At 58.2% G+C, this 22,210-nt stretch carries 21 protein-coding genes and 6 tRNA genes; 15 read left to right on the top strand and 12 right to left on the bottom strand.

The window, feature by feature from the left end:
- Nucleotides 1-78 precede the first annotated feature (78 nt).
- The 4 genes from AB5Y82_RS05015 (at nt 79) to AB5Y82_RS05000 (ending at nt 3,498) form a co-directional block, all read left to right on the top strand.
- A complete protein-coding gene (locus AB5Y82_RS05015) occupies nt 79-969 on the top strand; it encodes a DMT family transporter (RefSeq protein ID WP_101530832.1) in 891 nt (296 codons plus the stop codon).
- A gap of 85 nt (nt 970-1,054) precedes the next feature.
- Nucleotides 1,055-2,233 (top strand): formate-dependent phosphoribosylglycinamide formyltransferase, encoded by a 1,179-nt coding sequence (gene purT, locus AB5Y82_RS05010; RefSeq protein WP_368173728.1) that lies wholly within the window; start codon nt 1,055-1,057, stop codon nt 2,231-2,233.
- A gap of 129 nt (nt 2,234-2,362) precedes the next feature.
- Nucleotides 2,363-3,022: a hexitol phosphatase HxpB gene (gene hxpB / locus AB5Y82_RS05005; protein ID WP_111901126.1), complete on the top strand. Its 660-nt coding sequence runs from the start codon at nt 2,363-2,365 to the stop codon at nt 3,020-3,022.
- Nucleotides 3,023-3,294: 272 nt separating this feature from the next.
- A complete protein-coding gene (locus AB5Y82_RS05000; RefSeq protein ID WP_005336871.1) occupies nt 3,295-3,498 on the top strand; it encodes a CPXCG motif-containing cysteine-rich protein in 204 nt (67 codons plus the stop codon).
- A 177-nt stretch (nt 3,499-3,675) separates the two neighbouring features.
- Here AB5Y82_RS05000 and AB5Y82_RS04995 read toward each other — a convergent pair whose 3' ends face one another.
- Together AB5Y82_RS04995 and AB5Y82_RS04990 are read right to left on the bottom strand one after the other, a co-directional pair.
- Nucleotides 3,676-4,290, bottom strand: a complete 615-nt coding sequence (locus tag AB5Y82_RS04995) for a riboflavin synthase subunit alpha (protein WP_368173727.1) — start codon at nt 4,288-4,290, stop codon at nt 3,676-3,678.
- 102 nt (nt 4,291-4,392) lie between these two features.
- A complete protein-coding gene (locus tag AB5Y82_RS04990; RefSeq protein ID WP_368173726.1) occupies nt 4,393-5,295 on the bottom strand; it encodes a DMT family transporter in 903 nt (300 codons plus the stop codon).
- 130 nt (nt 5,296-5,425) lie between these two features.
- Between AB5Y82_RS04990 and AB5Y82_RS04985 the strand changes: the two genes are divergently transcribed.
- From AB5Y82_RS04985 to AB5Y82_RS04955, 7 genes are all read left to right on the top strand, one after another.
- Entirely contained in the window at nt 5,426-5,632 is a 207-nt protein-coding gene (locus AB5Y82_RS04985) for a YaeP family protein (protein WP_005352334.1), read from the top strand.
- 149 nt (nt 5,633-5,781) lie between these two features.
- Nucleotides 5,782-7,161 carry an MATE family efflux transporter gene (locus AB5Y82_RS04980; protein ID WP_005360967.1) on the top strand — a complete coding sequence of 460 codons (1,380 nt, stop codon included), beginning with the start codon at nt 5,782-5,784 and terminating at the stop codon, nt 7,159-7,161.
- Between the two features lie 159 nt (nt 7,162-7,320).
- Nucleotides 7,321-7,397: transfer RNA gene (locus AB5Y82_RS04975), tRNA-Val, on the top strand.
- 13 nt (nt 7,398-7,410) lie between these two features.
- Nucleotides 7,411-7,487, top strand: a tRNA-Val gene (locus AB5Y82_RS04970).
- Nucleotides 7,488-7,505: 18 nt separating this feature from the next.
- Nucleotides 7,506-7,582: transfer RNA gene (locus AB5Y82_RS04965), tRNA-Val, on the top strand.
- A 34-nt stretch (nt 7,583-7,616) separates the two neighbouring features.
- Nucleotides 7,617-7,693, top strand: a tRNA-Val gene (locus AB5Y82_RS04960).
- Nucleotides 7,694-7,731: 38 nt separating this feature from the next.
- Nucleotides 7,732-7,808: transfer RNA gene (locus AB5Y82_RS04955), tRNA-Val, on the top strand.
- A 170-nt stretch (nt 7,809-7,978) separates the two neighbouring features.
- Here AB5Y82_RS04955 and AB5Y82_RS04950 read toward each other — a convergent pair.
- The 6 genes from AB5Y82_RS04950 to fadR form a co-directional block, all read right to left on the bottom strand.
- Complete coding sequence (locus AB5Y82_RS04950; protein WP_159143788.1) at nt 7,979-9,814, bottom strand: sigma 54-interacting transcriptional regulator; 1,836 nt, start codon at nt 9,812-9,814, stop codon at nt 7,979-7,981.
- 283 nt (nt 9,815-10,097) lie between these two features.
- Nucleotides 10,098-10,562, bottom strand: a complete 465-nt coding sequence (locus AB5Y82_RS04945) for a hypothetical protein (RefSeq protein WP_042055892.1) — start codon at nt 10,560-10,562, stop codon at nt 10,098-10,100.
- Nucleotides 10,563-10,826: 264 nt separating this feature from the next.
- Nucleotides 10,827-11,711 carry an AEC family transporter gene (locus tag AB5Y82_RS04940; protein WP_159143789.1) on the bottom strand — a complete coding sequence of 295 codons (885 nt, stop codon included), beginning with the start codon at nt 11,709-11,711 and terminating at the stop codon, nt 10,827-10,829.
- A gap of 12 nt (nt 11,712-11,723) precedes the next feature.
- Nucleotides 11,724-12,281 carry a YaeQ family protein gene (locus AB5Y82_RS04935; protein ID WP_111900131.1) on the bottom strand — a complete coding sequence of 186 codons (558 nt, stop codon included), beginning with the start codon at nt 12,279-12,281 and terminating at the stop codon, nt 11,724-11,726.
- Between the two features lie 189 nt (nt 12,282-12,470).
- Nucleotides 12,471-12,611, bottom strand: coding sequence for a TIGR02808 family protein (locus AB5Y82_RS04930; protein ID WP_005345965.1), 141 nt, complete (start codon nt 12,609-12,611; stop codon nt 12,471-12,473).
- A gap of 265 nt (nt 12,612-12,876) precedes the next feature.
- Nucleotides 12,877-13,590, bottom strand: coding sequence for a fatty acid metabolism transcriptional regulator FadR (gene fadR, locus AB5Y82_RS04925; protein ID WP_111900130.1), 714 nt, complete (start codon nt 13,588-13,590; stop codon nt 12,877-12,879).
- 333 nt (nt 13,591-13,923) lie between these two features.
- On the opposite strand from fadR, the gene nhaB reads away from it, so the two are divergent.
- Together nhaB and dsbB are read left to right on the top strand one after the other, a co-directional pair.
- On the top strand, nt 13,924-15,504 hold the full coding sequence (gene nhaB, locus AB5Y82_RS04920; RefSeq protein WP_120414355.1) for a Na(+)/H(+) antiporter NhaB: 1,581 nt from the start codon (nt 13,924-13,926) through the stop codon (nt 15,502-15,504).
- 98 nt (nt 15,505-15,602) lie between these two features.
- The gene (dsbB, locus tag AB5Y82_RS04915) at nt 15,603-16,124 is read left to right on the top strand and encodes a disulfide bond formation protein DsbB (RefSeq protein WP_005336895.1); all 522 of its coding nucleotides are present in this window, start codon (nt 15,603-15,605) and stop codon (nt 16,122-16,124) included.
- Between the two features lie 78 nt (nt 16,125-16,202).
- Here dsbB and AB5Y82_RS04910 read toward each other — a convergent pair whose 3' ends face one another.
- The 3 genes from AB5Y82_RS04910 to uvrB all read right to left on the bottom strand — a co-directional run bounded on the left by AB5Y82_RS04910 (nt 16,203) and on the right by uvrB (nt 19,296).
- On the bottom strand, nt 16,203-16,850 hold the full coding sequence (locus tag AB5Y82_RS04910; protein ID WP_047437729.1) for a DedA family protein: 648 nt from the start codon (nt 16,848-16,850) through the stop codon (nt 16,203-16,205).
- A gap of 179 nt (nt 16,851-17,029) precedes the next feature.
- Nucleotides 17,030-17,287 carry a YkvA family protein gene (locus AB5Y82_RS04905; protein ID WP_043820318.1) on the bottom strand — a complete coding sequence of 86 codons (258 nt, stop codon included), beginning with the start codon at nt 17,285-17,287 and terminating at the stop codon, nt 17,030-17,032.
- Entirely contained in the window at nt 17,284-19,296 is a 2,013-nt protein-coding gene (gene uvrB / locus AB5Y82_RS04900) for an excinuclease ABC subunit UvrB (protein ID WP_005336898.1), read from the bottom strand. The genes AB5Y82_RS04905 and uvrB overlap by 4 nt, the downstream gene beginning before the upstream one ends.
- Nucleotides 19,297-19,429: 133 nt before the next feature.
- On the opposite strand from uvrB, the gene AB5Y82_RS04895 reads away from it, so the two are divergent.
- Nucleotides 19,430-19,505, top strand: a tRNA-Asn gene (locus AB5Y82_RS04895).
- 471 nt (nt 19,506-19,976) lie between these two features.
- On the opposite strand, the gene AB5Y82_RS04890 is transcribed toward AB5Y82_RS04895, so the two are convergent.
- Nucleotides 19,977-20,141, bottom strand: a complete 165-nt coding sequence (locus tag AB5Y82_RS04890; RefSeq protein WP_159143790.1) for a hypothetical protein — start codon at nt 20,139-20,141, stop codon at nt 19,977-19,979.
- Nucleotides 20,142-20,278: 137 nt separating this feature from the next.
- On the opposite strand from AB5Y82_RS04890, the gene AB5Y82_RS04885 reads away from it, so the two are divergent.
- Complete coding sequence (locus tag AB5Y82_RS04885; RefSeq protein ID WP_111900129.1) at nt 20,279-21,964, top strand: aspartate:alanine antiporter; 1,686 nt, start codon at nt 20,279-20,281, stop codon at nt 21,962-21,964.
- Nucleotides 21,965-22,210: the final 246 nt, after the last annotated feature.

Raw genomic sequence — 22,210 nt, 5'->3', positions numbered from 1 at the left:
CGGCCGCGCTTCAACCCTTGGCAGAACAAACGATTGCCGTTATGATCCGCCGCACTTTTTTCCAGCGACCCGGATCCCATGATACCCTCGCGCAGGCACTCTCCTCTGGCCGGTGCAGTCTGGATGATGGTGGCAGGACTCTGCTTCGCCGCCGTCAACAGCCTGAGCCAGTATGTTAGCTTCAAACTCGGCCTTGCCTCTACTCAGGTCGCCTTTCATCAATACCTGATCGCCCTGATCTGCCTGTTGCCCTGGCTGGTTCGTCATGGCTTGCGCCAATCCTTGATGACCAATCAGTTCCGGCTGCACCTGTTGCGGGTATTGCTGGCAGTGATCGGCATCCAGCTCTGGCTCTGGGCGCTGGCGTACCCCGTCCCCATCTGGCAGGGGATCGCTCTGCTGATGACCTCACCGCTGTTTGCCACCCTGGGTTCCGCCCTGCTGCTCAAGGAGCAGGTGAGCCGCGCCCGCATTCTGGCCACCCTGGCGGGCTTTGCCGGCGCCATGCTGATCCTCGCCCCCTGGACTGACGAATTCAACTGGGCCTCCCTGCTGCCGGTGGCAGCGGCGCTGTTCTGGGCCGGCTACTCCCTGATGGTGCGCTATCAGGCAGCCAACGAATCATCCCACACCATTGTGGTCTATCTGCTTATCTTCAGTACCCCGTTCAACGTCATGCTGGCCCTGCCGGAGTGGCAGTGGCCAAGCGAGAGCCAGTGGCTGCTGGTAGCCGCTTCCGGCGTGCTGACGGCGCTGGCCCAGATGTCCATCGCCCGCGCTTACAGCGTGGCGGAGGCCTCCTTCGTACAACCTTTCGATTTTGCCAAGCTGCCGATGAACGTGCTGGCGGGCTGGCTGGTGTTTGGCTGGGCGCCCCCCGGCCGTCTGTGGCTTGGCGCCGCCATCATCATTGGCGCCATTACCTTGCTGACCCATCTGGAGCAGCGCGCTCACAAACCCGTTTCCTGAGGTACGCCATGCGTGCCTCTTTTTTTGTCCGCTATTTGTGTAATAGCGATCATCAACAATGACCATCGACATCAGGAGAGATCGTATGTTTGGAACCGCAACCCGCCCCGGCGCCACCCGTGCCCTGCTGCTGGGCTCTGGCGAACTTGGCAAGGAGGTCGCCATCGAGTTGCAACGGTTCGGGATCGAAGTGATCGCCGCCGACCGCTACCCCAATGCCCCCGCCATGCAAGTGGCCCACGCAGCCCACGTGCTGGACATGCTCGATGGCAACGCCCTGCGTGCCCTGGTTGCCGAGGTTAAACCCGACCTCATCATCCCCGAGATTGAAGCGATCGCCACCGATACCCTTGCTTCCCTTGAGCAAGAAGGGGTCAAGGTAGTGCCCAACGCCCGCGCTACCCAGCTCACCATGAACCGGGAAGGGATCCGCCGCCTCGCCGCCGAGACCCTGGGCCTGCCCACCTCCCCCTACCGTTTTGCCCAAAGCAAAGAGGAGTTTGTCGCCGCCGTCGAGGCTATCGGCCTGCCCTGCGTGGTGAAACCTGTGATGAGTTCGTCCGGCAAGGGGCAGAGCGTACTGCGCGATCTCGCCAAGCTGGATGAGAGCTGGACCTACGCCCAGGAAGGCGGCCGCGCCGGTCGTGGCAAGGTGATCGTCGAGGGCTTCGTTCCCTTCGAGTACGAGATCACCCTGCTCACGGTACGCGCCGTCGATGGCATTCACTTCTGCGACCCTATCGGCCACCGGCAGGAAGATGGCGACTATCGCGAATCCTGGCAGCCGCAGGTGATGAGCGAGCTGGCGCTGGCCCGATCCAAAGAGGTAGCGGCCAAGGTGGTTGAGGCCCTCGGTGGTTACGGCCTGTTCGGGGTCGAACTCTTCATCAAGGGGGATGAAGTGTGGTTTAGTGAAGTCTCGCCTCGCCCCCACGATACCGGCATGGTGACCCTGATCTCCCAGGATCTCTCCGAGTTCGCCCTGCATGTGCGCGCCATTCTGGGGCTGCCGGTCGGCACCATCACCCAGTACGGGCCGAGCGCCTCCGCCGTGGTGCTGCGCGACGGGCACAGTCAGGATATCCGCTATCAGGGGATTGGCGAGGCGCTTGCCAAAGTGCCGGGTGCCCAGCTGCGACTGTTTGGCAAACCGGAGATCGCCGGTCGCCGCCGTCTCGGCGTGGCGCTGGCCCGGGGTGAAGATTGCCGCGAGGCGGTCGAACAGGCCAAGGCGGTTGCCGCCAGCGTCGAGGTCATTTTCTAGACGCTGCTTTTTCGCCACACCGAAACAAACGTTTGCCGGTGTGATCGGGCGCAAGGGGCATGGCAATGCCCCTTTTGCATTTGCCCGTCAGGCTTATAATCCACTCTTCAAATTTGTCAGGAGTACAAGATGTTAGCTGCCGTGATCTTCGATATGGATGGTGTTCTGATCGACTCGGAACCCTTTTGGCAACGGGCCCAGATCGCCGTGTTCTCCGAACTGGGTCACCCCCACACCGTCGAGGATTGTGAGTCGACCATCGGCGTGCGCATCGATCAGCTGGTCGCCCACTGGTATCGTCTGCGCCCGTGGAGCGGCCCAACTCAGGAAGAGGTAGTACAGCGCATTCTGGATCGGGTCAACGCCCTGATCCTCTCCGAAGGTCAGGCCAAAGCAGGTGTGCTGGAAGCGCTCGACCTTATCGAGGCCCGCGGGCTGAAAGTGGGTCTGGCTACCTCATCACCCTTTGCGATGGTAGAAGCGGTGCTCGGCAAACTTGGCATTCGCGATCGCTTTATGGCGGTTCACTCCGCTGAAGTAGAGCGTTTCGGCAAACCGCACCCGGATGTCTACATCCACGCCGCCGAAAAGCTGGGAGTGGAACCGGTACACTGTCTGGCCATCGAAGATAGCTTTACCGGTCTGCTGGCGGCCAAGGCGGCCTCCATGACCGCGTTGATCGTGCCGGATCCCGCTTTAGTGGGTGACCCACGCTTGACCATCGCCAACTACCAGCTGAGCTCGCTGGCCGAGCTGAATAGCGAGATGCTGGCCAGCGGGGTCAAGTAGCGCCTGTCGGCGCCTTGCTGCGCTCGCGTTCTCATATCCGCAGGGGGCATCCAGCCCCCTGTGATTGCCAAACAACCGTTGGCAATTCCCCTCTTTTCACCCGTCATTCACAACCAGATTGTTCCTCTCGCACACGACCAGTCCAACCGGTTGCACCTTGCCATCCCTCAGGCTTGATCTCTGTCATAAACGTGCGTTTGCTCGCGGTTAACCCCCTGCAGCCCGACTAGAATCAGGGTAGATAGGCGGCCCCAGGGCCCGAGGAGGTTATCATGATCGAGTACACCAGCAAGCGCATCGTCTGCCCCCACTGTGGCCACCATACCCGGGTCGAGCTGGATGCCAGCCAGGGAGATCAGGAGTTTTACGAAGATTGCATGGCCTGTTGCAATCCGATCCACCTGCGGCTTCACCGCGACGAAGCCCGCGACTGTTTGCAGTTGTTTGTGGATGCGGATGACGAGCAACTGTTTTGATTGCGAGTCACAAAAGGCCGAGCAGCTGTTTTGCCTGCAAGTCGCAAAGAGTTGAGCAGATGTTGTGACTGCGAGTCATAGAAAGTTGAGTGGATATTTTCACCACATGAATAACAAGGGCCTGCACACTGCAGGCCCTTGCTTATGAGGCGATTGAAACCGGCCGTTTCCTTTCAGTTACCCCCCGCGTGACGCCAGCACCCGCTCCACGGTATCGACGATGGCCTGGGTCTGGGGATCGATCTCGATATTGGTCGGCCAGCCGGCGCGCACCCAACCGAGGTTGGTACGAGCCAGCGTCTCGGGGATCAGGTGGACGCAGAACTCCCGCTCGCGCACCTCACCTATGGTCAGACTGATGCCGTCGATGCCGATGTACCCCTTGGTCAGCACATATTTCATCAGCTCGGGGGCGAGGCGATACCACACCTGACGGTTGTTGGGGGTGTCGATCACCGAGGTGACCTCTGCCATGCCGATGATATGGCCAGACATGGCATGACCGCCGATCTCATCGCCAAAGCGGGCAGCCCGCTCCACATTGACCTTGTCCCCCACCTGCAGCTTGCCGAGGTTGGTCAGGCGCAGGGTCTCCTGCATCAGATCGAAGCTGACCAGCTCACCCTCTACCCGGGTAACGGTCAAGCAGCAGCCGTTGTGGGCGACCGAAGCGCCGAGGGCCAGCCCTTCCCCCCACTCCCGGCTGGGCATGCGGATCACGTGGGTACGAAATGAAGCACTCTCTTCGATGGCGACCAGCTCGGCCACACCTTGCACAATTCCGGTAAACATCATCACCTCTTTGTTTCTGGTAACACGCTCTGTTTTTTATCGCGGCCTGTGGCCGCTTCTTTTACATAATCCGTTTTTACACAATTCGTTTCGTACAAACTGTCACACCTGCTCCGCCGCCTCAGACCGCGCCAGCACACGATCCCGGCGCTGGGAATGGATGACCACTATGCCAGCCAGCACAATGAGCAGACACCCCGCCATACTACTGAGGGTCGGCATTTCACCAAACATCAGATAGCCGCAGAGGGTTGAAAAAAAGATCTGGAAATAGAAGAAGGGCGCCAGAGTAGAGGCCTGCGCATACTGCATCGCCTTGATAAGGCAATATTGGGAGAGCAGGGTCACCACCGGTAGCGCCAGCAGATAGGGCCAGTCGGCAAGCGCCGGAAAGCGCCACAGTGCAGGCTGCCAGCAGAGTGCGACCATTGCCACCATCCCCAGCATGAAGCAGGTGACGATCAGGATATCGAGGGTGGTCAAACGTGGATCCACCAGCTTGGTGATAAGGTTGTAGCCGGTGTTGGCCAGTACAATAACCAGTGGCAGCAGATAGTAGAGGTTCGCGTCGCCCCCGTCAGGATGGATCACCACCAGCACGCCAAACAACCCCAGCAGCACGGCCGCCACCTTGGTCCGGGTCAGACGCTCCCTGAAAAAGATCACGCCCGCCACCACGAAAGCCAGTGAACCAAGCTGGCAAATGATGGTGTAGACGTTGAGCGGTACATGGGCCAGCGCAATCACCGAGACCAGCGCACAGACCAGAAACAGCAGCGAGCGCAACAATAGCCAGCGATCCACCGCCAGCAGCGCCGACATGGTGCGCCTTGGCAACAACAGCAGCAGACCGAGGAAAGGAACAAAGAAGCGAAACCAGACCATCTCCATCACGGAGTAGCCATGGAGTACCAGATATTTGTCCGCACCATCCTTAAGCGTCAGAGCGAGAAGTGCAAACAGCGTCAGAAAGATCGCCAGTGAGTTGCGCGAAGAGAGCAGCATCAAAGAGGCCGAAACAGGAAAAGGGGGTAACCAAATTAACGGGCTTGCCGCAAATTACAACCGCGATACTGACAAAATGGGAGCAAAACCGCTATATTTGCTCGCCTTTTTACTTTCAAGGAAGCAAATCATGATGGTTTATGAGTGCTGTGAAGCGATCCGTATCGCCTATAACCAGATTGGCTCCGGCGAGCAGGGCTATGTGCCGAAGGCCATCGCCGCCACCATCCGTGCCCTCAACGCGGTCGCCGCCGATGAGCGGGTACCCGCCGAACTTCGCGAACAGGCTGCCTATGCCGCTGCCAACCTGCTGATCAGCGATCACGAAGACGCCTGATCCTGCCCCCCGGGGCGGCAACTATTTCGTCCTGGCTGAATTTCAGGCTAGAATGCCTCCCCCACCCTTTGCACTTTCGTCCGAAAGTGCAAAGGCTCTTCCCGATTTCCGCTCTTTTTTACTCTTATCTGATCCACTCGGAGGTGTCAGTGCAACGTTATTGGTCCGAGGCGAAGCAGCTCGTCCGTCTAGCCAGCCCCATTCTGGTCGCCCAGGTCGCCCAGGTCGCCATGAACTTCGTCGATACCGTGATGGCGGGTCAGGTGAGTGCGGTCGATCTGGCCGCCGTGTCGGTGGCGTCCAGCTTCTGGCTACCGGTGATCCTGCTGGTGCAGGGGATCATCATGGCGCTCACCCCCATCGTCTCCCAGCTCAATGGTGCCCGTAAACGGGAGGCAATCCGTCCGGCAGTTCATCAGGGCTTCTGGCTGGCACTGATCGTCACCCCGCTGGCGATGATTGCGCTTTATTACAGCCCGCTGGCGTTGCAGTTCATGGATGTGGAGCCGGTGATGGCGGCCAAGACCACTGGTTATCTGCACGCCATCCTGTGGGGTCTGCCCGCGTTCGTGCTGTTCCAGGTGCTGCGCAACTTCAGTGAGGGGCTCTCCCACACCATGCCTACCATGGTGATCGGCTTTGTCGGGCTGGCGGTCAATATTCCCGCCAACTACATCTTCATTCACGGCCACTTCGGCATGCCGAAACTGGGCGGGGTGGGTTGTGGCGTGGCCACGGCCATCGTGCTGTGGGCCATGCTGCTGGCGATGATCCTCTATGTGAAGCTCTCCCGTCACTTCACCGAGATCCGGCTCTTCTCCCAGCTGGCTCGCCCCAACGGCAGCCGGATCTGGCGCTTGTTCCGCTTAGGGTTCCCCATCGCCATGGCGATCTTCTGCGAGGTGACCCTGTTTACCGTGGTGGCCCTGATGCTGGCCCCCTTCGGCGCCGAAACGGTGGCGAGCCACCAGATTGCGCTCAACTTCTCCAGCCTGGTCTTTATGCTGCCCCTCTCCATCGGGGTGGGTGTCACCATCCGGGTCGGTCACAGCATCGGCGAAGGGCAACCCCATCACGCCCGGGTGGCGGCTCGCACCGGCTTGATGCTGGGGATGGCCATCGCTGCTGCCACTGCCGCCATGACGGTGCTGCTGCGCGAGCAGATCGCATCCATCTATACCGATGATCAGCAGGTGATCGTCCTGGCGGCCATCTTGCTGTTCTTCGCCGCCATCTATCAAATCTCCGACTCGGTGCAGGTGGTCGCGGCCGCCGCGCTGCGCGGTTACAAGGATACCCAGGCGATTTTCTACGTCACCATCGTCGCCTACTGGGGACTGGGGCTGCCCACCGGCATGATCCTGGGTCTGACCGACTGGCTGGTGCCGCGGATGGGGCCGCAGGGCTTCTGGATCGGCTTTATCGTCGGCCTCACCAGTGCGGCCCTGATGCTGGGGGCGAGATTGCGCTACATCTATGGCCGCTTTGCCACTCCGGAAGCCTGCACTACCCTGTCGCGATCTCAGTAACAGGGCTTGGCAAGCGACAACTCGCCTGCAAAATCAACAGGCTGCGCAAGAACTGGGCAAACAGTCTCCTTTGTGCATATGGCCTGTTGACAGCCTTGGGGGGCATGGGTAGTATGCCGACCACGTCAGCAGCGCTGGCGTAGTGAAGTGATAGAAAGTGGGTTTATAGCTCAGTTGGTTAGAGCACTACCTTGACATGGTAGGGGTCGTTGGTTCGAATCCAATTAAACCCACCACTTTTTCTGTGATGCGTCCTTAGCTCAGCTGGTTAGAGCACCACCTTGACATGGTGGGGGTCGGTGGTTCGAATCCACTAGGACGCACCATTACAGAACACTGATTATGCGTCCTTAGCTCAGCTGGTTAGAGCATCACCTTGACATGGTGGGGGTCGGTGGTTCGAATCCACTAGGACGCACCATTCAGTTTCAAAACTTTGCAGATATTCCAGATGTGGGTTTATAGCTCAGTTGGTTAGAGCACTACCTTGACATGGTAGGGGTCGTTGGTTCGAATCCAATTAAACCCACCACTTCTGCATAAAGAAATAAAAGCCGCATTGCGCACCCTGCGTCCTTAGCTCAGCTGGTTAGAGCATCACCTTGACATGGTGGGGGTCGGTGGTTCGAATCCACTAGGACGCACCAGATTAAAAAAGCCCGCTCATCGAGCGGGCTTTTTGCATTCTGCCATTTAGCCACTCCCCTGCCCCGCCAATCCGTTCAGCACAATTCGGCAATAACGCAGAGCCTTGTTCCCATAAAAAAACCCGTGCCATCCGATGAATGACACGGGCCGGATAAACGCCGCCAGCGCCTCAGCTCTGCACGGCAATCTCGTACTTCTTTATCTTGCGATAGAGGGTGGCAATCCCAATCCCCAGCGCCTGTGCGGCCAGTTTCTTGTTGCCAAGCCGCTGCAGGGTCTCTTCTATCATCTGTTTCTCCATGCTCTCAAGGCCGCTCTCACCCGGAACGGGTTCAGGCAGCTTCTCCGGCGTGGAGGCGAGCGGAGCGGTGGCAGGTACATTGAACGCCGCATCCAGATTGGTCACCGGGATCGACTGGGCCACCACGCGATGGGGCTCCTGATTGCGGATGATGTTGGGGGGCAGCAGGCTGGCGTCAATCACCTCGCCCGCCTGGCTGACGTTGACCAGATATTCGATGAGGTTGCTGAGCTCACGGACGTTGCCCGGCCAGCGATACCCCTTGAGCAGCGCCATCACCTCGGGCGCCAGACCGGGATAGACAATGCCAATGCGGCTGGTGTGGAGGTTGAGGAAGTAGTGGGTCAGCAGCTCCACGTCCCCTTCCCGCTCCCGCAGTGGCGGCAGGTTGAGGGGGATGACGTTGATGCGGTAGTAGAGATCCTCGCGAAACTTCCCCTCGGCTATGTATTGATCGAGATGCTGGTGGGTGGCGGCGATGATGCGAATATCCACCGGCACCGGTCGGCTGGCCCCGATGGGAGTCACCTCCCGCAGCTCCAGCACCCGCAGCAGCTTGGCCTGCATGGTGAGCGGCATGTCGCCAATCTCGTCAAGGAACAGGGTGCCCTGATGGGCCGCCTGGATCAGGCCCTGTTTGCCGCCGCTGGAGGCACCGGTAAAGGAGCCCTTCACATAACCAAACAGCTCGCTCTCCAGCAGTTGTTCGGGAATGGCGGCACAGTTGATGGCAATAAAAGGCTTGTCCTGACGGGGACTCAGGCGATGGACAGCGCGGGCCACCACCTCTTTACCGGTGCCACTCTCGCCACAGATCAGCACGCTGGAGGGACTCTGGGCGATGCGGTGCAGCAGCCGCTTGAGGGTGCGCATCGGTTTGCTCTCGCCGATCAGCTGATCGATCCGCACATCCGGATCCGGCTCCTGAACCTGACCGGAGTGGGACTGGTGAAACGCCATCAGAAAGAGCTGCTGGCCCTGCACATGGTGTAGCTGGCCAATGATCAGCTCCTGACGGCCTTCAAAGGTGATGATGTGCTGAAGATGACCACTCAGCCCATGTTGGGAGAAGGTGAGCGGACGGATCCCCACTTCACGCCCCTGCAGCTGTTCCTGCTGGCAACCCAGATGATGGAGTGCAGCCTCGTTGGCGTAGAGCAGTTGACTCTTGTCATCGAGCAGCAGGCAACCCTGATCCATGTTGGTCATCAGATTGAGGAACACCTTGTTGACCCCGTCCGACAGCCCGCGTGAATCGAGCAACTTGGCCACAAAGATGGTGGAGATATGGCGCACATAGTCGCACACATCCTGAAGATTGTTGTTGAGGCGCGCCTGCTGCTCGTCGCTGAAGGCCACCAGACTGATCACCCCGATGCAGCGCTCGTCCACCATGATGGGCACCCCAAGGAAGGCGCGCTCACGGCAGCTCTCCTTGCAGGTACAGCCGTCACACACGGGATCATCGCTGGTGTGGGTAACGATCTTCTCCCGCTGGTTATCAATCACATAGCGCAGCAGGCGGGAATCCCCCTCCAGCTGACGTCCGAAGAACTTGCCATAGGGCCCGGTGCCAGCCACCCGAACCATATCGGCATCCACAATCTCGACCTCAAGCTGCAGCACACTCGCGAGCATCTTGGCAAAGCGCAAGATGGTCGGCTGGATCTGCATCAACAGACACTGGTTGCTCACGGATCTCATCCATCATTCCTTTTTGTTCTTGTTATCCTCCCCCTAAAGGGAGTCATGCTGGCCAGATACTAAGGGATATCAGGGGGAACTACTTCGGGGGGGATCACGAAAAGGGAAAATGTTCTGCATCCTCCGCGACTTCAGAGGCACAGATAAAATTCAATAAAAACATAAAGATGAAAACACATGCAGCAAGATAAACCACTCGGGACAGCCAAGCCTGCAGATCTGCGGAATCCATCGACAAATCATGCTGAAGGTGGGGAAAACAGCCACTGAAATGGCATTTGGCTCACGCGCCACGTACCTGTTTCAAGACTTGACACTCATGGTCGAAATCCGCTTTATCTTGCGGCTGAATGTAACTTTGCCAGCGGGCAAACAGCTCGGCCGTCGGATAACGATGCAGACGAATACCGGTGCGATAGAGTTTGGGAAAGAGTGGGTCTGGCTGGGATCTCACGACCAGACCACGCAGCTTCTCGCCAGAGGGAATGGCAATCACCAATTCATCCCCCTCTTTCAACCGTATGGCCCCCAGAATGCCGATGCCGCCGATGGCTATGTCGCGCACCACCACATAGGGCACCGGATTGAGCAACTCCAGAAACCAGTTGCGACGGCGACATTCCGCCTTGTAACCACCCCCACTAAGGATAAAACGGCGGTGTCTGCGCCAGTCATAACCGGTAGGCAATGCCGGGTCATAGCGCGATTTTGCCTGCCCCACAGGATCAGATTGCTCACTTGTGCCCATCCGGTTTCCCTCACTGGCATTGGTTAAACAGTGTCAGTCAGCTCTTTTTCAACTATAGCTGTCGCCCTTAGGCCCGGGGCTCAGGGTTGGATAGGGGGACGACAGATATATCACGGAGGCAATAATGGACAGAGATGGCATGGAAAAGCTTGCTGATCCTGATAGGCTAACTTTCCCCTGCAAGGATGAGATGCGAACGACTGTGACTCGGTTCGATCAAGCAATTGAACAGTGAGTTGCACCGCCGCACCGATGCAATCTGGCTTAGCTGGGCAGATGAAGTGCCAACCAGACCGCCAGCGGGATCACCAGCACGGAGAGGGCATTACCGCCGAGCACGATACTGGCCACCTTGTCCGGCTGACAGTGATACTGCTCGCAGAGCATGTAATTCAACACCGCAGGGGGCAAGGAAACCGACAACATCAACAGCGGGATCCACTCCGTCTTGAGCGGCAACAGCCAGATCGCCAGCAGTAGCGACAATCCCCCCGCCAGCAGATAGAGCAGGTTGCACTTTAGCGCGAGGCCCAGGTGATCGAGCTCCCCCTCCATCAGGCGAATACCCAGCGCAAAGAGCATCAGGGGCACCGAGATCTGGCCAAGCAGCGAGGCCGTGGTCACCACATATTCCGGCAGCGCGATGTGCAGGTTGGCCACCAGCAAACCGGCCAATGCGGCCCACAGCACTGGGCTGCGCAGCCACAGCCAGCGGGAGGTATTAGCCGAGAGAATAAACATACCGACCGAGAAGTGCAGCAGATTGGAGAGCACAAAGAGGATCACGATGGCCCCCAGTTGCTGCTCGCCAAACGCCAGCACCATCAAGGGGATACCGAGATTGCCGGTATTTCGGAACATGGCGGGCAAGATCAGCGCTGCCCGCTCAATCCCTTTGAGTTTGATCAGTGCGAGCAGCAGACCGGGTAACAGGATAACCAGCGCCCCCGCCGCAATCAGCGGCATATGCTCCGCCAGCGCCAGCGGATACCTGACCAGCGCAGAGAAAACCAGCGCCGGGGTAAACAGCTCGATATTGGCCCGATTGACGTAACCGAGCGCGGCCCCCGGTCGCCATCGCCCGTAGAGTGCGCCGAGCCCGACCACACCGAACACCGGGATGACGATATTGAGCAAGGCGCTGAACATGAGCGGCGTCCGTTACAGTTCGCGGGCCGGTTTGCCCATCAGCACCACCGGATCCAGCGTCACTTCCAGTGTACCGTTACTGACCCAGAGTTGACCATCGGAGATAGTGCAGGTGAGCTGCATGGTACGCTCGACCATGGCGGTGAGCGGCAGAGTCTGGCTGTCGGAGAGTTCGATGATGCTGAGGTTGTCATGCTGGCTCAGCTTGCCCTGGTTCTGCTTCCACCAAACGCTGGTGCCACGACCGCCGTAGAGATAGAGCACCACCTGACGGGCGCGGTTGCAGGCTTTTTTGAGCCGTTTTTCATCGGGCTGGCCCAGCTCGATCCAGAGCTCTATTTCGTCCGAGTAGTTCTTGCACCAGAGCTCGGGTTCATCATCGGCGCTCAATCCCTTGGTGAATTCCAGTCGCTCGGCGGCGTGCCAGGCAAAGGCCGCCAGCCGGATCATCATCCGCTCATCGGTTTCGGAGGGGTGGCGCGCCAGCGTGAGGGAGAAGTCCTGATACAGATTGCGATCCATATCAGACAAACTGATCTGGGCCTTGAATACGGTTGCCTTGAGAGCCATAGAAAACCTTGAACACCTGGATTAGAGAAGGGTGAGTGGGAAATACGGGCGCCAGTGTAATCAAAATCGGCGGCAGGTTCGACCATCCTGACCAAAGATTTCCCCTTCCCTGCCGGGATAAGTGCTTTAAAAAACACAAAAAACAAATGCCAGTCCGAAGACTGGCATTTGGCGGCATGGAGAAGCGACTCACTTCTCGGCGGACTGTACCCCGAACGCATTCAGCAGCATGCAACAGGTCACTGCCACCGCCACGAATCCGCTCAGAAAGATAAAGGGCATGGCCCCGTATCCCAGTACTGTCCAGATGGTGTGTTCAAGAAGACTCATTGTTGTGTCCTTCATCCGGTGAAAGGTGTGTTCCTTCTGGCGGATATTGGTTCCGCTCTTGATGCCTCCATTTGACCTCAATCAGCGGTTGGGTCCTATGCCACCAAAGTGATAAATGCAGGGTTCATTTGCGCTGGATCAAGCTTTTTGGCCAAATATCCATGCAGTTCAAGCAATTACTACCGCCAATCAAGGATAGACACAAACACGGCAGAATAAAAAAACGCGCCGGATGGCGCGTTTCTTGGACAGCACAGGCAAGGGATCAGTTGTCGCACAGATCGCTTGGCATGTCCTGACGCAGGCGAGTCCACAGCTTGCCGGACTCGATACCGTACTGACGCACCGTCATGAACACGGCTTCGTGGTTCTTGGTATCCGCCAGATTGAGCAGGGTCTTGTAGTAGGCATCTGCGGTCTCGCGGGCCTGCTTGTCGGAGAAGTAGTAGCTGCCAACCCGGCTGTACAACCCTTTGAAACCATTCAGGATCAGGGCGTAGATCGGATTGCCGGAAGCAAACGCCAGCTGGTGGTGCAGGCGATAATCGAACTCGGCATAAGCCTGTGCGTTGTTCTCGACCCCATCTGCGCCACGCAGGATCTCGGCGGCCTGTTCCGGATTGTGACGGATCGCCCCGCGGATAAAGATGGTGCAGATGTGGGTACGGGCGGAGAGCAGCTGAGCTATCAGATCAGGTACCTTGTCCTGATCCAGACGAGCCAACGTCTCCAGAATATTGAGGCCGGAGGTTTCCCAGAAATTGTTCACCTTGGTCGGCTTGCCATGCTGTATGGTCAACCAGCCATCACGGGCCAGTCGCTGCAGCACTTCGCGCAAGGTGGTCCGCGTCACCCCGATCAACTCGGATAATTCACGCTCGGCGGGCAGAATAGATCCGGGAGGAAAGCGATTGTTCCAGATGGACTCGATGATGTATTCCTCGGCAAACCCAGCTGGGCTCTGCGCTTTTATAACCATGAATTGACTCTGTTGTAATGCGTAAAAAGGCTGACGAATGATATCAAAGCGATGATGGCTGGCAAGCATAAGGTCAGTCCTCTGCTCACATATGGCAAATATAGTGTTGGGAATATGTATCTAATCGCCACGAGGGAGCCAGCCAACCCCGACAAGGTGGTTATAAAACAGACAGATGGGCAGAGATCCATCGGCTATCATTTATAATCGTCACGCTTTTTGATTAAAATCACGAGGAATCAGACAGATAAAGGCCAACATCCGGAGGCACAGGTCGAATCATCCTTGACTGCATAGAAGCAGATCCTAACAACAAAGTTGAGACCCATTATCATGCCAATAAGCCTAGGGCAGGCATTCGCCAAGAACTTCTTGGGCAATGCACCACAGTGGTATAAAAGCGCCATCTTGCTATTTCTGGTGATCAATCCGATTGCCTTCCACCTTGATCCTTTCATTGCGGGCTGGTTACTGGTCGTTGAGTTTATCTTCACCCTGGCCATGGCCCTCAAATGCTACCCCCTGCAACCGGGTGGTCTGCTCGCGATCGAAGCCGTGTTGATTGGCATGACCTCCGCCGATCAGGTCAAGCACGAGCTGGTCGCCAATATCGAGGTGCTGCTGTTGCTGGTGTTCATGGTGGCAGGCATCTATTTCATGAAGCAGCTGCTGCTCTATGTCTTCACCAAGCTGCTGATCGGCGTACGCTCCAAGATCCTGCTCTCCCTCTCCTTCTGTCTGGTCTCCGCCTTCCTGTCAGCTTTTCTCGATGCCCTGACCGTGATTGCCGTGGTGATCAGCGTCGCCACCGGCTTTTACGCCATTTATCACAAGGTCTCGTCCGGCAAGGAGTTTGGTCACAGCCATGACCATACTGATGATAAGGAAGTCGCCGAGCTCAATCGCCAGGATCTCGACGATTTTCGCGCCTTCCTCCGCAGCCTGATGATGCATGCCGCCATCGGTACCGCGCTGGGTGGTGTCTGCACCCTGGTGGGCGAGCCGCAAAACCTCATCATCGGCGAGCAAGCCAGCTGGAACTTCGCCGAATTTGCCATTCGCATGTCTCCCGTCACCGTCCCCGTCTTTATCTGCGGTCTGCTGACCTGCGTGCTGGTGGAGCAGTTCCGCTGGTTTGGCTATGGCGCACGCCTGCCGGACACGGTGCGCGCCATCATGGAGGAGTACAACCGCTACGAAGAGGCAAAACGCAGCCCGCAAGACAAGGCCAAGCTGATCGTTCAGGCATTGATTGCGGTCTGGCTGATCGTCGGTCTGGCCATGCACCTGGCTGCCGTTGGTCTGATTGGCCTCTCGGTCATCGTGCTGGCCACCTCCCTGACCGGGATCACCGAGGAGCACTCGCTGGGTAAAGCCTTCCAGGAGGCACTCCCCTTCACCGCCCTGCTGGCGGTCTTCTTCAGCGTGGTCGCCGTCATCATCGATCAGCAGCTGTTCAAGCCGGTGATCCAGCTGGTACTGGCAGCCAAACCAGAGAACCAGCTGGCCCTCTTCTATCTGGCCAACGGGGTGCTCTCCATGGTCAGTGACAACGTCTTTGTCGGCACCGTCTACATCAATGAGGTGAAGACGGCCATGCTCAATGGTGCCATCGACCGCGCCCAGTTCGATCTGCTGGCGGTAGCCATCAACACAGGTACCAACCTGCCGTCGGTCGCCACCCCCAATGGTCAGGCCGCCTTCCTGTTTATGCTCACTTCGGCATTGGCGCCGCTGCTGCGTCTCTCCTATGGCCGCATGGTCTGGATGGCGCTGCCCTACACCCTAGTGCTGGGGCTGATCGGCTTTTTCTCTGTCGAATTGCTGCTTGGTCCTGCCACCGAGTGGTTCTATCAGCACGGATGGCTGGTGATGGAGAGTACGCTGCCAGCGGTACAGCCAGCGCTGCATTAATCCGTTGCGACGGTTTCCGAGGGCCCTTTCAGGGCCCTTTTCTTTTCGGTTCCGCTCTGCTCTAATTCAGCCACTGTTTTTTCTGAGAGATCAATGAGATGATCGAGTTTCTCCGCCGTATTGCCGCCCATCGGCTGGCCTGGGGTCTGTTGGCAGCATCAGCCCTGTTCCTCGAGTTGTGCGCCCTCTTCTTCCAGCATGTGCTGGGCCTCTCCCCGTGCGTGATGTGTGTTTACGAACGGTTGGCGACCCTGGGGGTGCTGGCCGCCGGTCTGCTCGGCATGGTGGCGCCGGATAAGTGGTATGTTCGCTGGAGTGCCATGTTGCTATGGGGCTACAGTGCCTTCCGCGGCTTCCAGCTGGCCCTCAAGCATGTGGACTATCAGGTCAACCCCTCCCCTTTCAACGTCTGCAGCCCGTTTGCCGACTTCCCGAGCTGGGCTCCGCTCGATCAGTGGCTCCCCTGGCTCTTTATGCCGGAAGGGGATTGTGCCCAGATCACCTGGCAGTTCTTCGGTTACTCCATGCCCCAGTGGCTGGTTGTCATCTTCGCCGCTTACCTGTTGGTCTTCACCGTGGTGGCCATCGGCAATCTGGTGAAAGGACGTTGCTGCAACTGAGTGTCATGCCCGCGTGGAGATAAAAAGGGGGAGCCATAATGGCTCCCCCTTTCTCGTTCTGGTTGGCCGTATTTCTGGTTACGCCCTGGCAGTACCCATCTTGGCCTTGACCGCGCCAATTACCATGGGCAACAGGGAGATACCGATGATGCCGAAGATCAGCAGGGTAAAGTTGTGACGCACCACCGGCAGATTGCCAAAGAAGTGACCGGCATAAACGAAGGAGAGTACCCACAGCAGGCCGCCAACCAGGTTGAACGCCAGGAAGCGCGGATAGGTCATGGCCCCCATCCCTGCCACGAACGGCGCAAAGGTACGCACGATGGGCAGGAAGCGGGTGATGATGATGGTCTTGCCGCCATGCTTGGCGTAGAAAGCATGGGTCTTCTCCAGATAGTCGCGGCGGAAGATTTTGGAGTCCGGGTTGCGGAACAGCTGCTCGCCGAAGAAGTGACCAATGGTGTAGTTGACCACGTTGCCCAGCACGGCAGCGATGATCAGCACGGCCGCCAGGGTATGGACGTCCAGCACGCTGCCCACGGTAAGCGCACCGGCGGCAAACAGCAGGGAGTCACCCGGCAGGAACGGCGTCACTACCAAGCCGGTTTCACAGAAGATGATCAGAAACAGGATGGCGTAAACCCAGACGCCATAGTTCTCGAACAGTTCTTTCAAATGCACATCTACGTGCAGAATAAAGTCGATTGCAAAGAGGATCAGATCCATTTTTTCCATACCCATAAAGTGAACGGCGTGGAGTCTACGCCAATGCCATTCGGGCGACAATCACCGGGGCAGCCTCTTTTTCATCCCGCCGCGCCCACCTTCAAATGAAACCGTTTTTCCGCTTCCTTCGAGGGTGGGAGCACAAAGAGTGATGTCAAGCGTGGTGTTGAAAAGGTGAACTAGGAGGCCTGTTCCAGCTCGCTGCGCACTGCGGGGGGCAAACAACGCTCCCAGCCCCATAGCAACACCAGCAGCAGGGTCACATCATCGAACCATCCCAGCAAGGGCACCACGTCAGGGATAAGATCCACCGGACTGATGCCATAGAGCAGGATAAGGATCACCAGTCCCCTCGCCCACCAAGGGGTACCGGGATGGCGAAAGCCCTGATAGAGACGACGAAGTCGTTGCCAAATCAACCAGCGTTTGCGGCTCATGACTCGATCAACTCGCTGCGCAACTGCTGGATCTGATCCCGTAGTGCCGCCGCCTGTTCGAACTCCAGATCCCGGGCATGTTGGAACATCTGCTCCTCCATCCGCTTGATCTCTTTGGCAATCTCGCTGGCAGAGCGGACATGGTATTCCCCTTGCGGCTCGGCTGCCTTGCGCATCCCCTTGCCTGGTTTGCCTGCCGTGCGGCTGCCCCCCATGTCCATCACATCGCCAATGGATTTGTTGAGCCCTTTGGGGGTGATCCCATGCTTGAGGTTATGGGCATGCTGCAAGGCGCGGCGCCGCTCGGTCTCCTCAATGGCTACCTTCATCGAGTTGGTGATGGTATCGCCGTAGAGAATGACCTTGCCGTTGAGGTTACGCGCCGCACGGCCGATGGTCTGGATCAGCGAGCGGGTCGAGCGCAGGAAGCCCTCTTTATCCGCATCCAGAATCGCCACCAGCGACACCTCCGGCATGTCGAGACCTTCCCGCAGCAGGTTGATGCCCACCAGCACATCGAACTTGCCAAGGCGCAGATCGCGGATGATCTCCACCCGCTCGACCGTGTCGATATCGGAGTGGAGGTAGCGCACCTTGACGTCGTGCTCCGCCAGATACTCGGTCAAGTCTTCCGCCATCCGCTTGGTCAGGGTCGTGACCAGCACCCGCTCCTCCACCGCGACCCGTTTGCGGATCTCGGAGAGGAGATCATCCACCTGAGTGGTCACCGGACGCACCTCGATCTCCGGATCGAGCAGGCCGGTTGGGCGCACCACCTGCTGCACCACATCGCCGCCGGACTTCTCCAGCTCGTAGGGGCCGGGAGTCGCCGAGACAAACACCGTCTGCGGCATCAGCGCTTCAAATTCGTCGAACTTGAGTGGCCGGTTGTCCAGCGCCGAGGGGAGCCGGAAGCCGTACTCCACCAGGGTCTCCTTGCGGGAGCGGTCTCCTTTGAACATGGCGCCAATCTGCGGCACCGTGACGTGGGACTCGTCGATGATGAGCAGGCCGTCCCCCGGCAGGTAGTCAAACAGGGTGGGCGGCGGCTCCCCCGGCGCACGGCCGGAGAGGTAGCGGCTGTAGTTCTCGATGCCGGAGCAGTAACCCAGCTCCTGCATCATCTCCATGTCGAACTGGGTGCGCTGGCTGATGCGCTGCTCCTCCACCAGCTTGTTGAGAGACAACAGTTGCTCGCGGCGACTGCGCAGCTCCTCCTTGATATGCTCGATAGCCCCCAGAATGGTCTCCCGCGGGGTAGCGTAGTGGGTCTTGGGGTAGATGGTATAGCGCACCACCGTCTGCTCGATGGCGCCGGTCAGCGGGTCGAACTGGGAGAGGCGCTCCACCTCCTCGTCAAACAGCTCCACCCGCAGGGCCAGCTTGTCCGATTCGGCAGGGTAGATGTCGATCACTTCACCGCGCACCCGGAAAGTACCGCGTTGAAACGCCATGTCGTTGCGGGTGTACTGCAGCTCGGCGAGGCGGCGCAGGATATCCCGCTGGTTGATCACATCCCCCACTTTCAAGTGCAGCATCATGCTCAGATAAGCTTGGGGATCCCCCAGACCATAGATGGCCGACACCGAAGCAACGATCACCACGTCGCGCCGCTCCAGCAGCGCCTTGGTGGCCGACAATCGCATCTGCTCGATGTGATCGTTGATCGAGGCATCCTTCTCAATAAAGGTGTCGGTGGTCGGCACATAGGCTTCGGGCTGGTAATAGTCGTAGTAGGAGACGAAATACTCCACCGCGTTGTCGGGGAAGAACTCCTTCATCTCGCCATAGAGCTGGGCGGCCAGGGTCTTGTTGGGAGCCAGGATCATGGTCGGGCGGTTCAGGGTGGCGATGACGTTGGCCATGGTGAAGGTCTTGCCCGAACCGGTCACCCCGAGCAGGGTCTGGTGGGCCAGCCCCGACTCGATGCCATCCAGCAGTTGGGCAATCGCCGTGGGCTGATCCCCGGCGGGTTGAAACTGGCTGGCTAACTTGAACAATTTGCTCATGAACACTCCCGACACAAAACAGCAGAGGAGCAGTGTAACCGAGGGTTTGGCAGCGGTACACCCGTGCCATCATCCAGCGAATGGCTTGACCACCCCGGACACCTTCTGTATGATGCTCCTCCTTGCCTGATGTTCCCCCGTAGTTCAGTCGGTAGAACGGCGGACTGTTAATCCGTATGTCACTGGTTCAAGTCCAGTCGGGGGAGCCAATTCCTCACCATCTCGGTGCAAGTTATCCACTTTAGTGCCCTCTCCTGCCAATTTTAATGCACAAGATCCTTCTTGCTGCTGACGCTCCCTTTTGTTACCCGTTCCGGCTCGACAGAGTTTTCTCCTGTTGCATCTAACTATTTGATTTTTATACAAACATTTTTCTTCCGGTATTTTTTGAACAGCCCTTGCATCCCAGTACTGGCGCGGCTTTCAGGGCGATGAACAAGTTTCATAAACAGGGTTATCCACAGATTCTGTGGGTAAGTGCAGCAAGCCCTGTCAGGACGCGGGATTGCCCTTGATGGCCCTCGGCGAAGAGTCATTTTGCTGGCCAACCTGATTTTATGCTGTTTTTTTGCCCCCTCAGGAACAGTGAGGTGATAGGCTCTATTGGCACTTTTCAGAGGTATCTTTTTGCCAACCCATACCCCGTGGGCGAACGGATAAATATCAAGCTGACTTGCCCCTCAGCCAACCATGGTGGCCATCGGTTGAATCTGCTGAAACTGATCCCCGCCAAGCGGCCGGACAGCAGAATCTAAAATATCGGCCTGCGCCAGAGCACTTCGGTTGCGGGCAGCAGATTTCACTAATTGACAACGGCGGTTACAGCAAAAATTGCCAGATTTCATCCGCTTGTCTCCCTATCACGCCGCCGGCTCCACAAATAGCGTCCGATAACGTCCGATTAATCGCACCCTTGCGCTTCTTTATTGGGGATAGATCCGGCACAATATCGACCCCACTTTTTTCCTCGGTTTTTCCGGGCATGACCATAGATTTTGTGACACTGCTGCATCAAAGCGACTCCCTGCTGCTGTTCGTGGTATTGGCCTTCGGCCTGCTGCTTGGCAAGGTGCGAATTGGCAATTTTCAGATTGGCAACACCATAGGTGTGCTGTTTACCGCCCTACTGTTCGGCCAGATGGGCTTCGAATTTGCAGCCACCACTGAAAACGTCGGCTTTATGCTGTTCATCTTCTGTGTGGGGATCGAGGCGGGCCCTCACTTCTTCAGCGTCTTCCTGCGCGACGGCATCCACTACATCACCCTGACCCTGGTGATCTTGCTGACCGCCCTGCTGCTGACGGTGGGGCTCGCCAAGTTCTTCAATCTGGGGCCGGGTATGGCGGCGGGGATCCTGGCGGGTTCCCTCACCTCGACCCCGGCGCTGGTGGGTGCCCAGGATGCCTTGCGCAGTGGTCTGCTCAACCTGCCCCATCAAACCGATATGCAGGCGGTGCTCGACAACATGGGCATCGGCTACGCCCTGACCTATCTGGTGGGTCTGGTGGGCCTGATGCTGGTGGTGCGCTACCTCCCCTCACTGGCTCGCCTCGACCTCAATACCGAGGCGCAAAAAATCGCCCGTGAGCGGGGTCTCTCCGACAGCGAGAGTCGCAAGACCTATCTGCCCATCATCCGCGCCTATCGGGTTGGCCCCGAGCTGGCAGCCTGGATTGGCGGCCGTACCCTGCGAGAGACCGGCATCTATCCCCATACCGGTTGCTATGTAGAGCGGATCCGCCGCAACGGCATTCTCGCAAGCCCCGATGGAGATGCCGTCATTCAGGAAGGGGACGAGATCGCCTTGGTGGGCTATCCCGAGAGCCACGAGAAGCTGGACGTCAACTACCGCAACGGTAAAGAGGTATTTGATCGCAACCTGCTCGACCTGCAGATCGTCACCGAAGAGATCGTGGTAAAGAACGACTCCGTGGTGGGTCGTCATCTGGTGGAACTCAACCTGACCGAGAAGGGGTGCTTCCTCAACCGGGTGGTGCGTTCCCAAATCGAGATGCCGTTCGATCGCAACATCATGCTGCAAAAAGGCGACGTGCTGCAGATCAGCGGCGAAAAACAGCGGGTCAAACTGCTGGCCAACAAGATAGGCTTTATCAGTATCCACAGCCAGACCACGGATCTGGTGGCCTTCACCACCTTCTTCGTGCTGGGGCTGCTGATCGGTTCCGTCTCGCTGGTGTTCGGCCAGATTGAATTTGGCCTCGGCAACGCAGTCGGTCTGCTGCTGGCAGGCATTCTGATGGGGTATCTGCGGGCCAACCACCCGACGGTCGGCTACGTGCCCCCGGGCGCCCTGCGACTGGCCAAAGATCTTGGTTTGGCGGTCTTTATGGTGAGCACCGGTCTCAAGGCGGGTGGCGGCATTCTGGATCACCTGAGCGAAGTGGGTGCCGTGGTGCTCTTCTCCGGTATGCTGGTCACGACGCTGCCGGTGCTGGTCGGCTACCTGTTCGGGGTCTGGGTATTGAAGATGAACCCGGCCCTGCTGCTCGGTGCCATCACAGGTGCCCGAACCTGTGCCCCGGCGATGGATGTGGTCAACGAGGCAGCCAACAGCTCCATTCCGGCGCTCGGTTATGCCGGTACCTATGCGGTAGCCAACGTGATGCTGACCCTGGCGGGCTCCTTTATCATTGGCTTCTGGTTCTAGCAGCCATCACATTATCGCTAACAAAGAAGGGAGCCTAAGGCTCCCTTCTTGCTATCTACTCCACTAGAGAGATGTAGATCCGGTTCATTGGTGTGGCGTCACCTCCCCCACCATCTGCGCTGAAATCTGCCACTAACCCACTCTTCATGGCCTCTGCTCTGCTCTGCTCTGCTCTGCTCTGCTCTGCTCTGCTCTGCTCTGCTCTGCTCTGCTCTGCTCTGCTCTGCTCTGCTCTGCTCTGCTCTG

The organism is Aeromonas sp. s13 (assembly GCF_040907905.1).
GTDB lineage: Bacteria > Pseudomonadota > Gammaproteobacteria > Enterobacterales > Aeromonadaceae > Aeromonas > Aeromonas veronii.
Note: the sequence above shows the minus strand (reverse complement) of the source record. Positions and strands in the feature narration are given on the sequence as shown.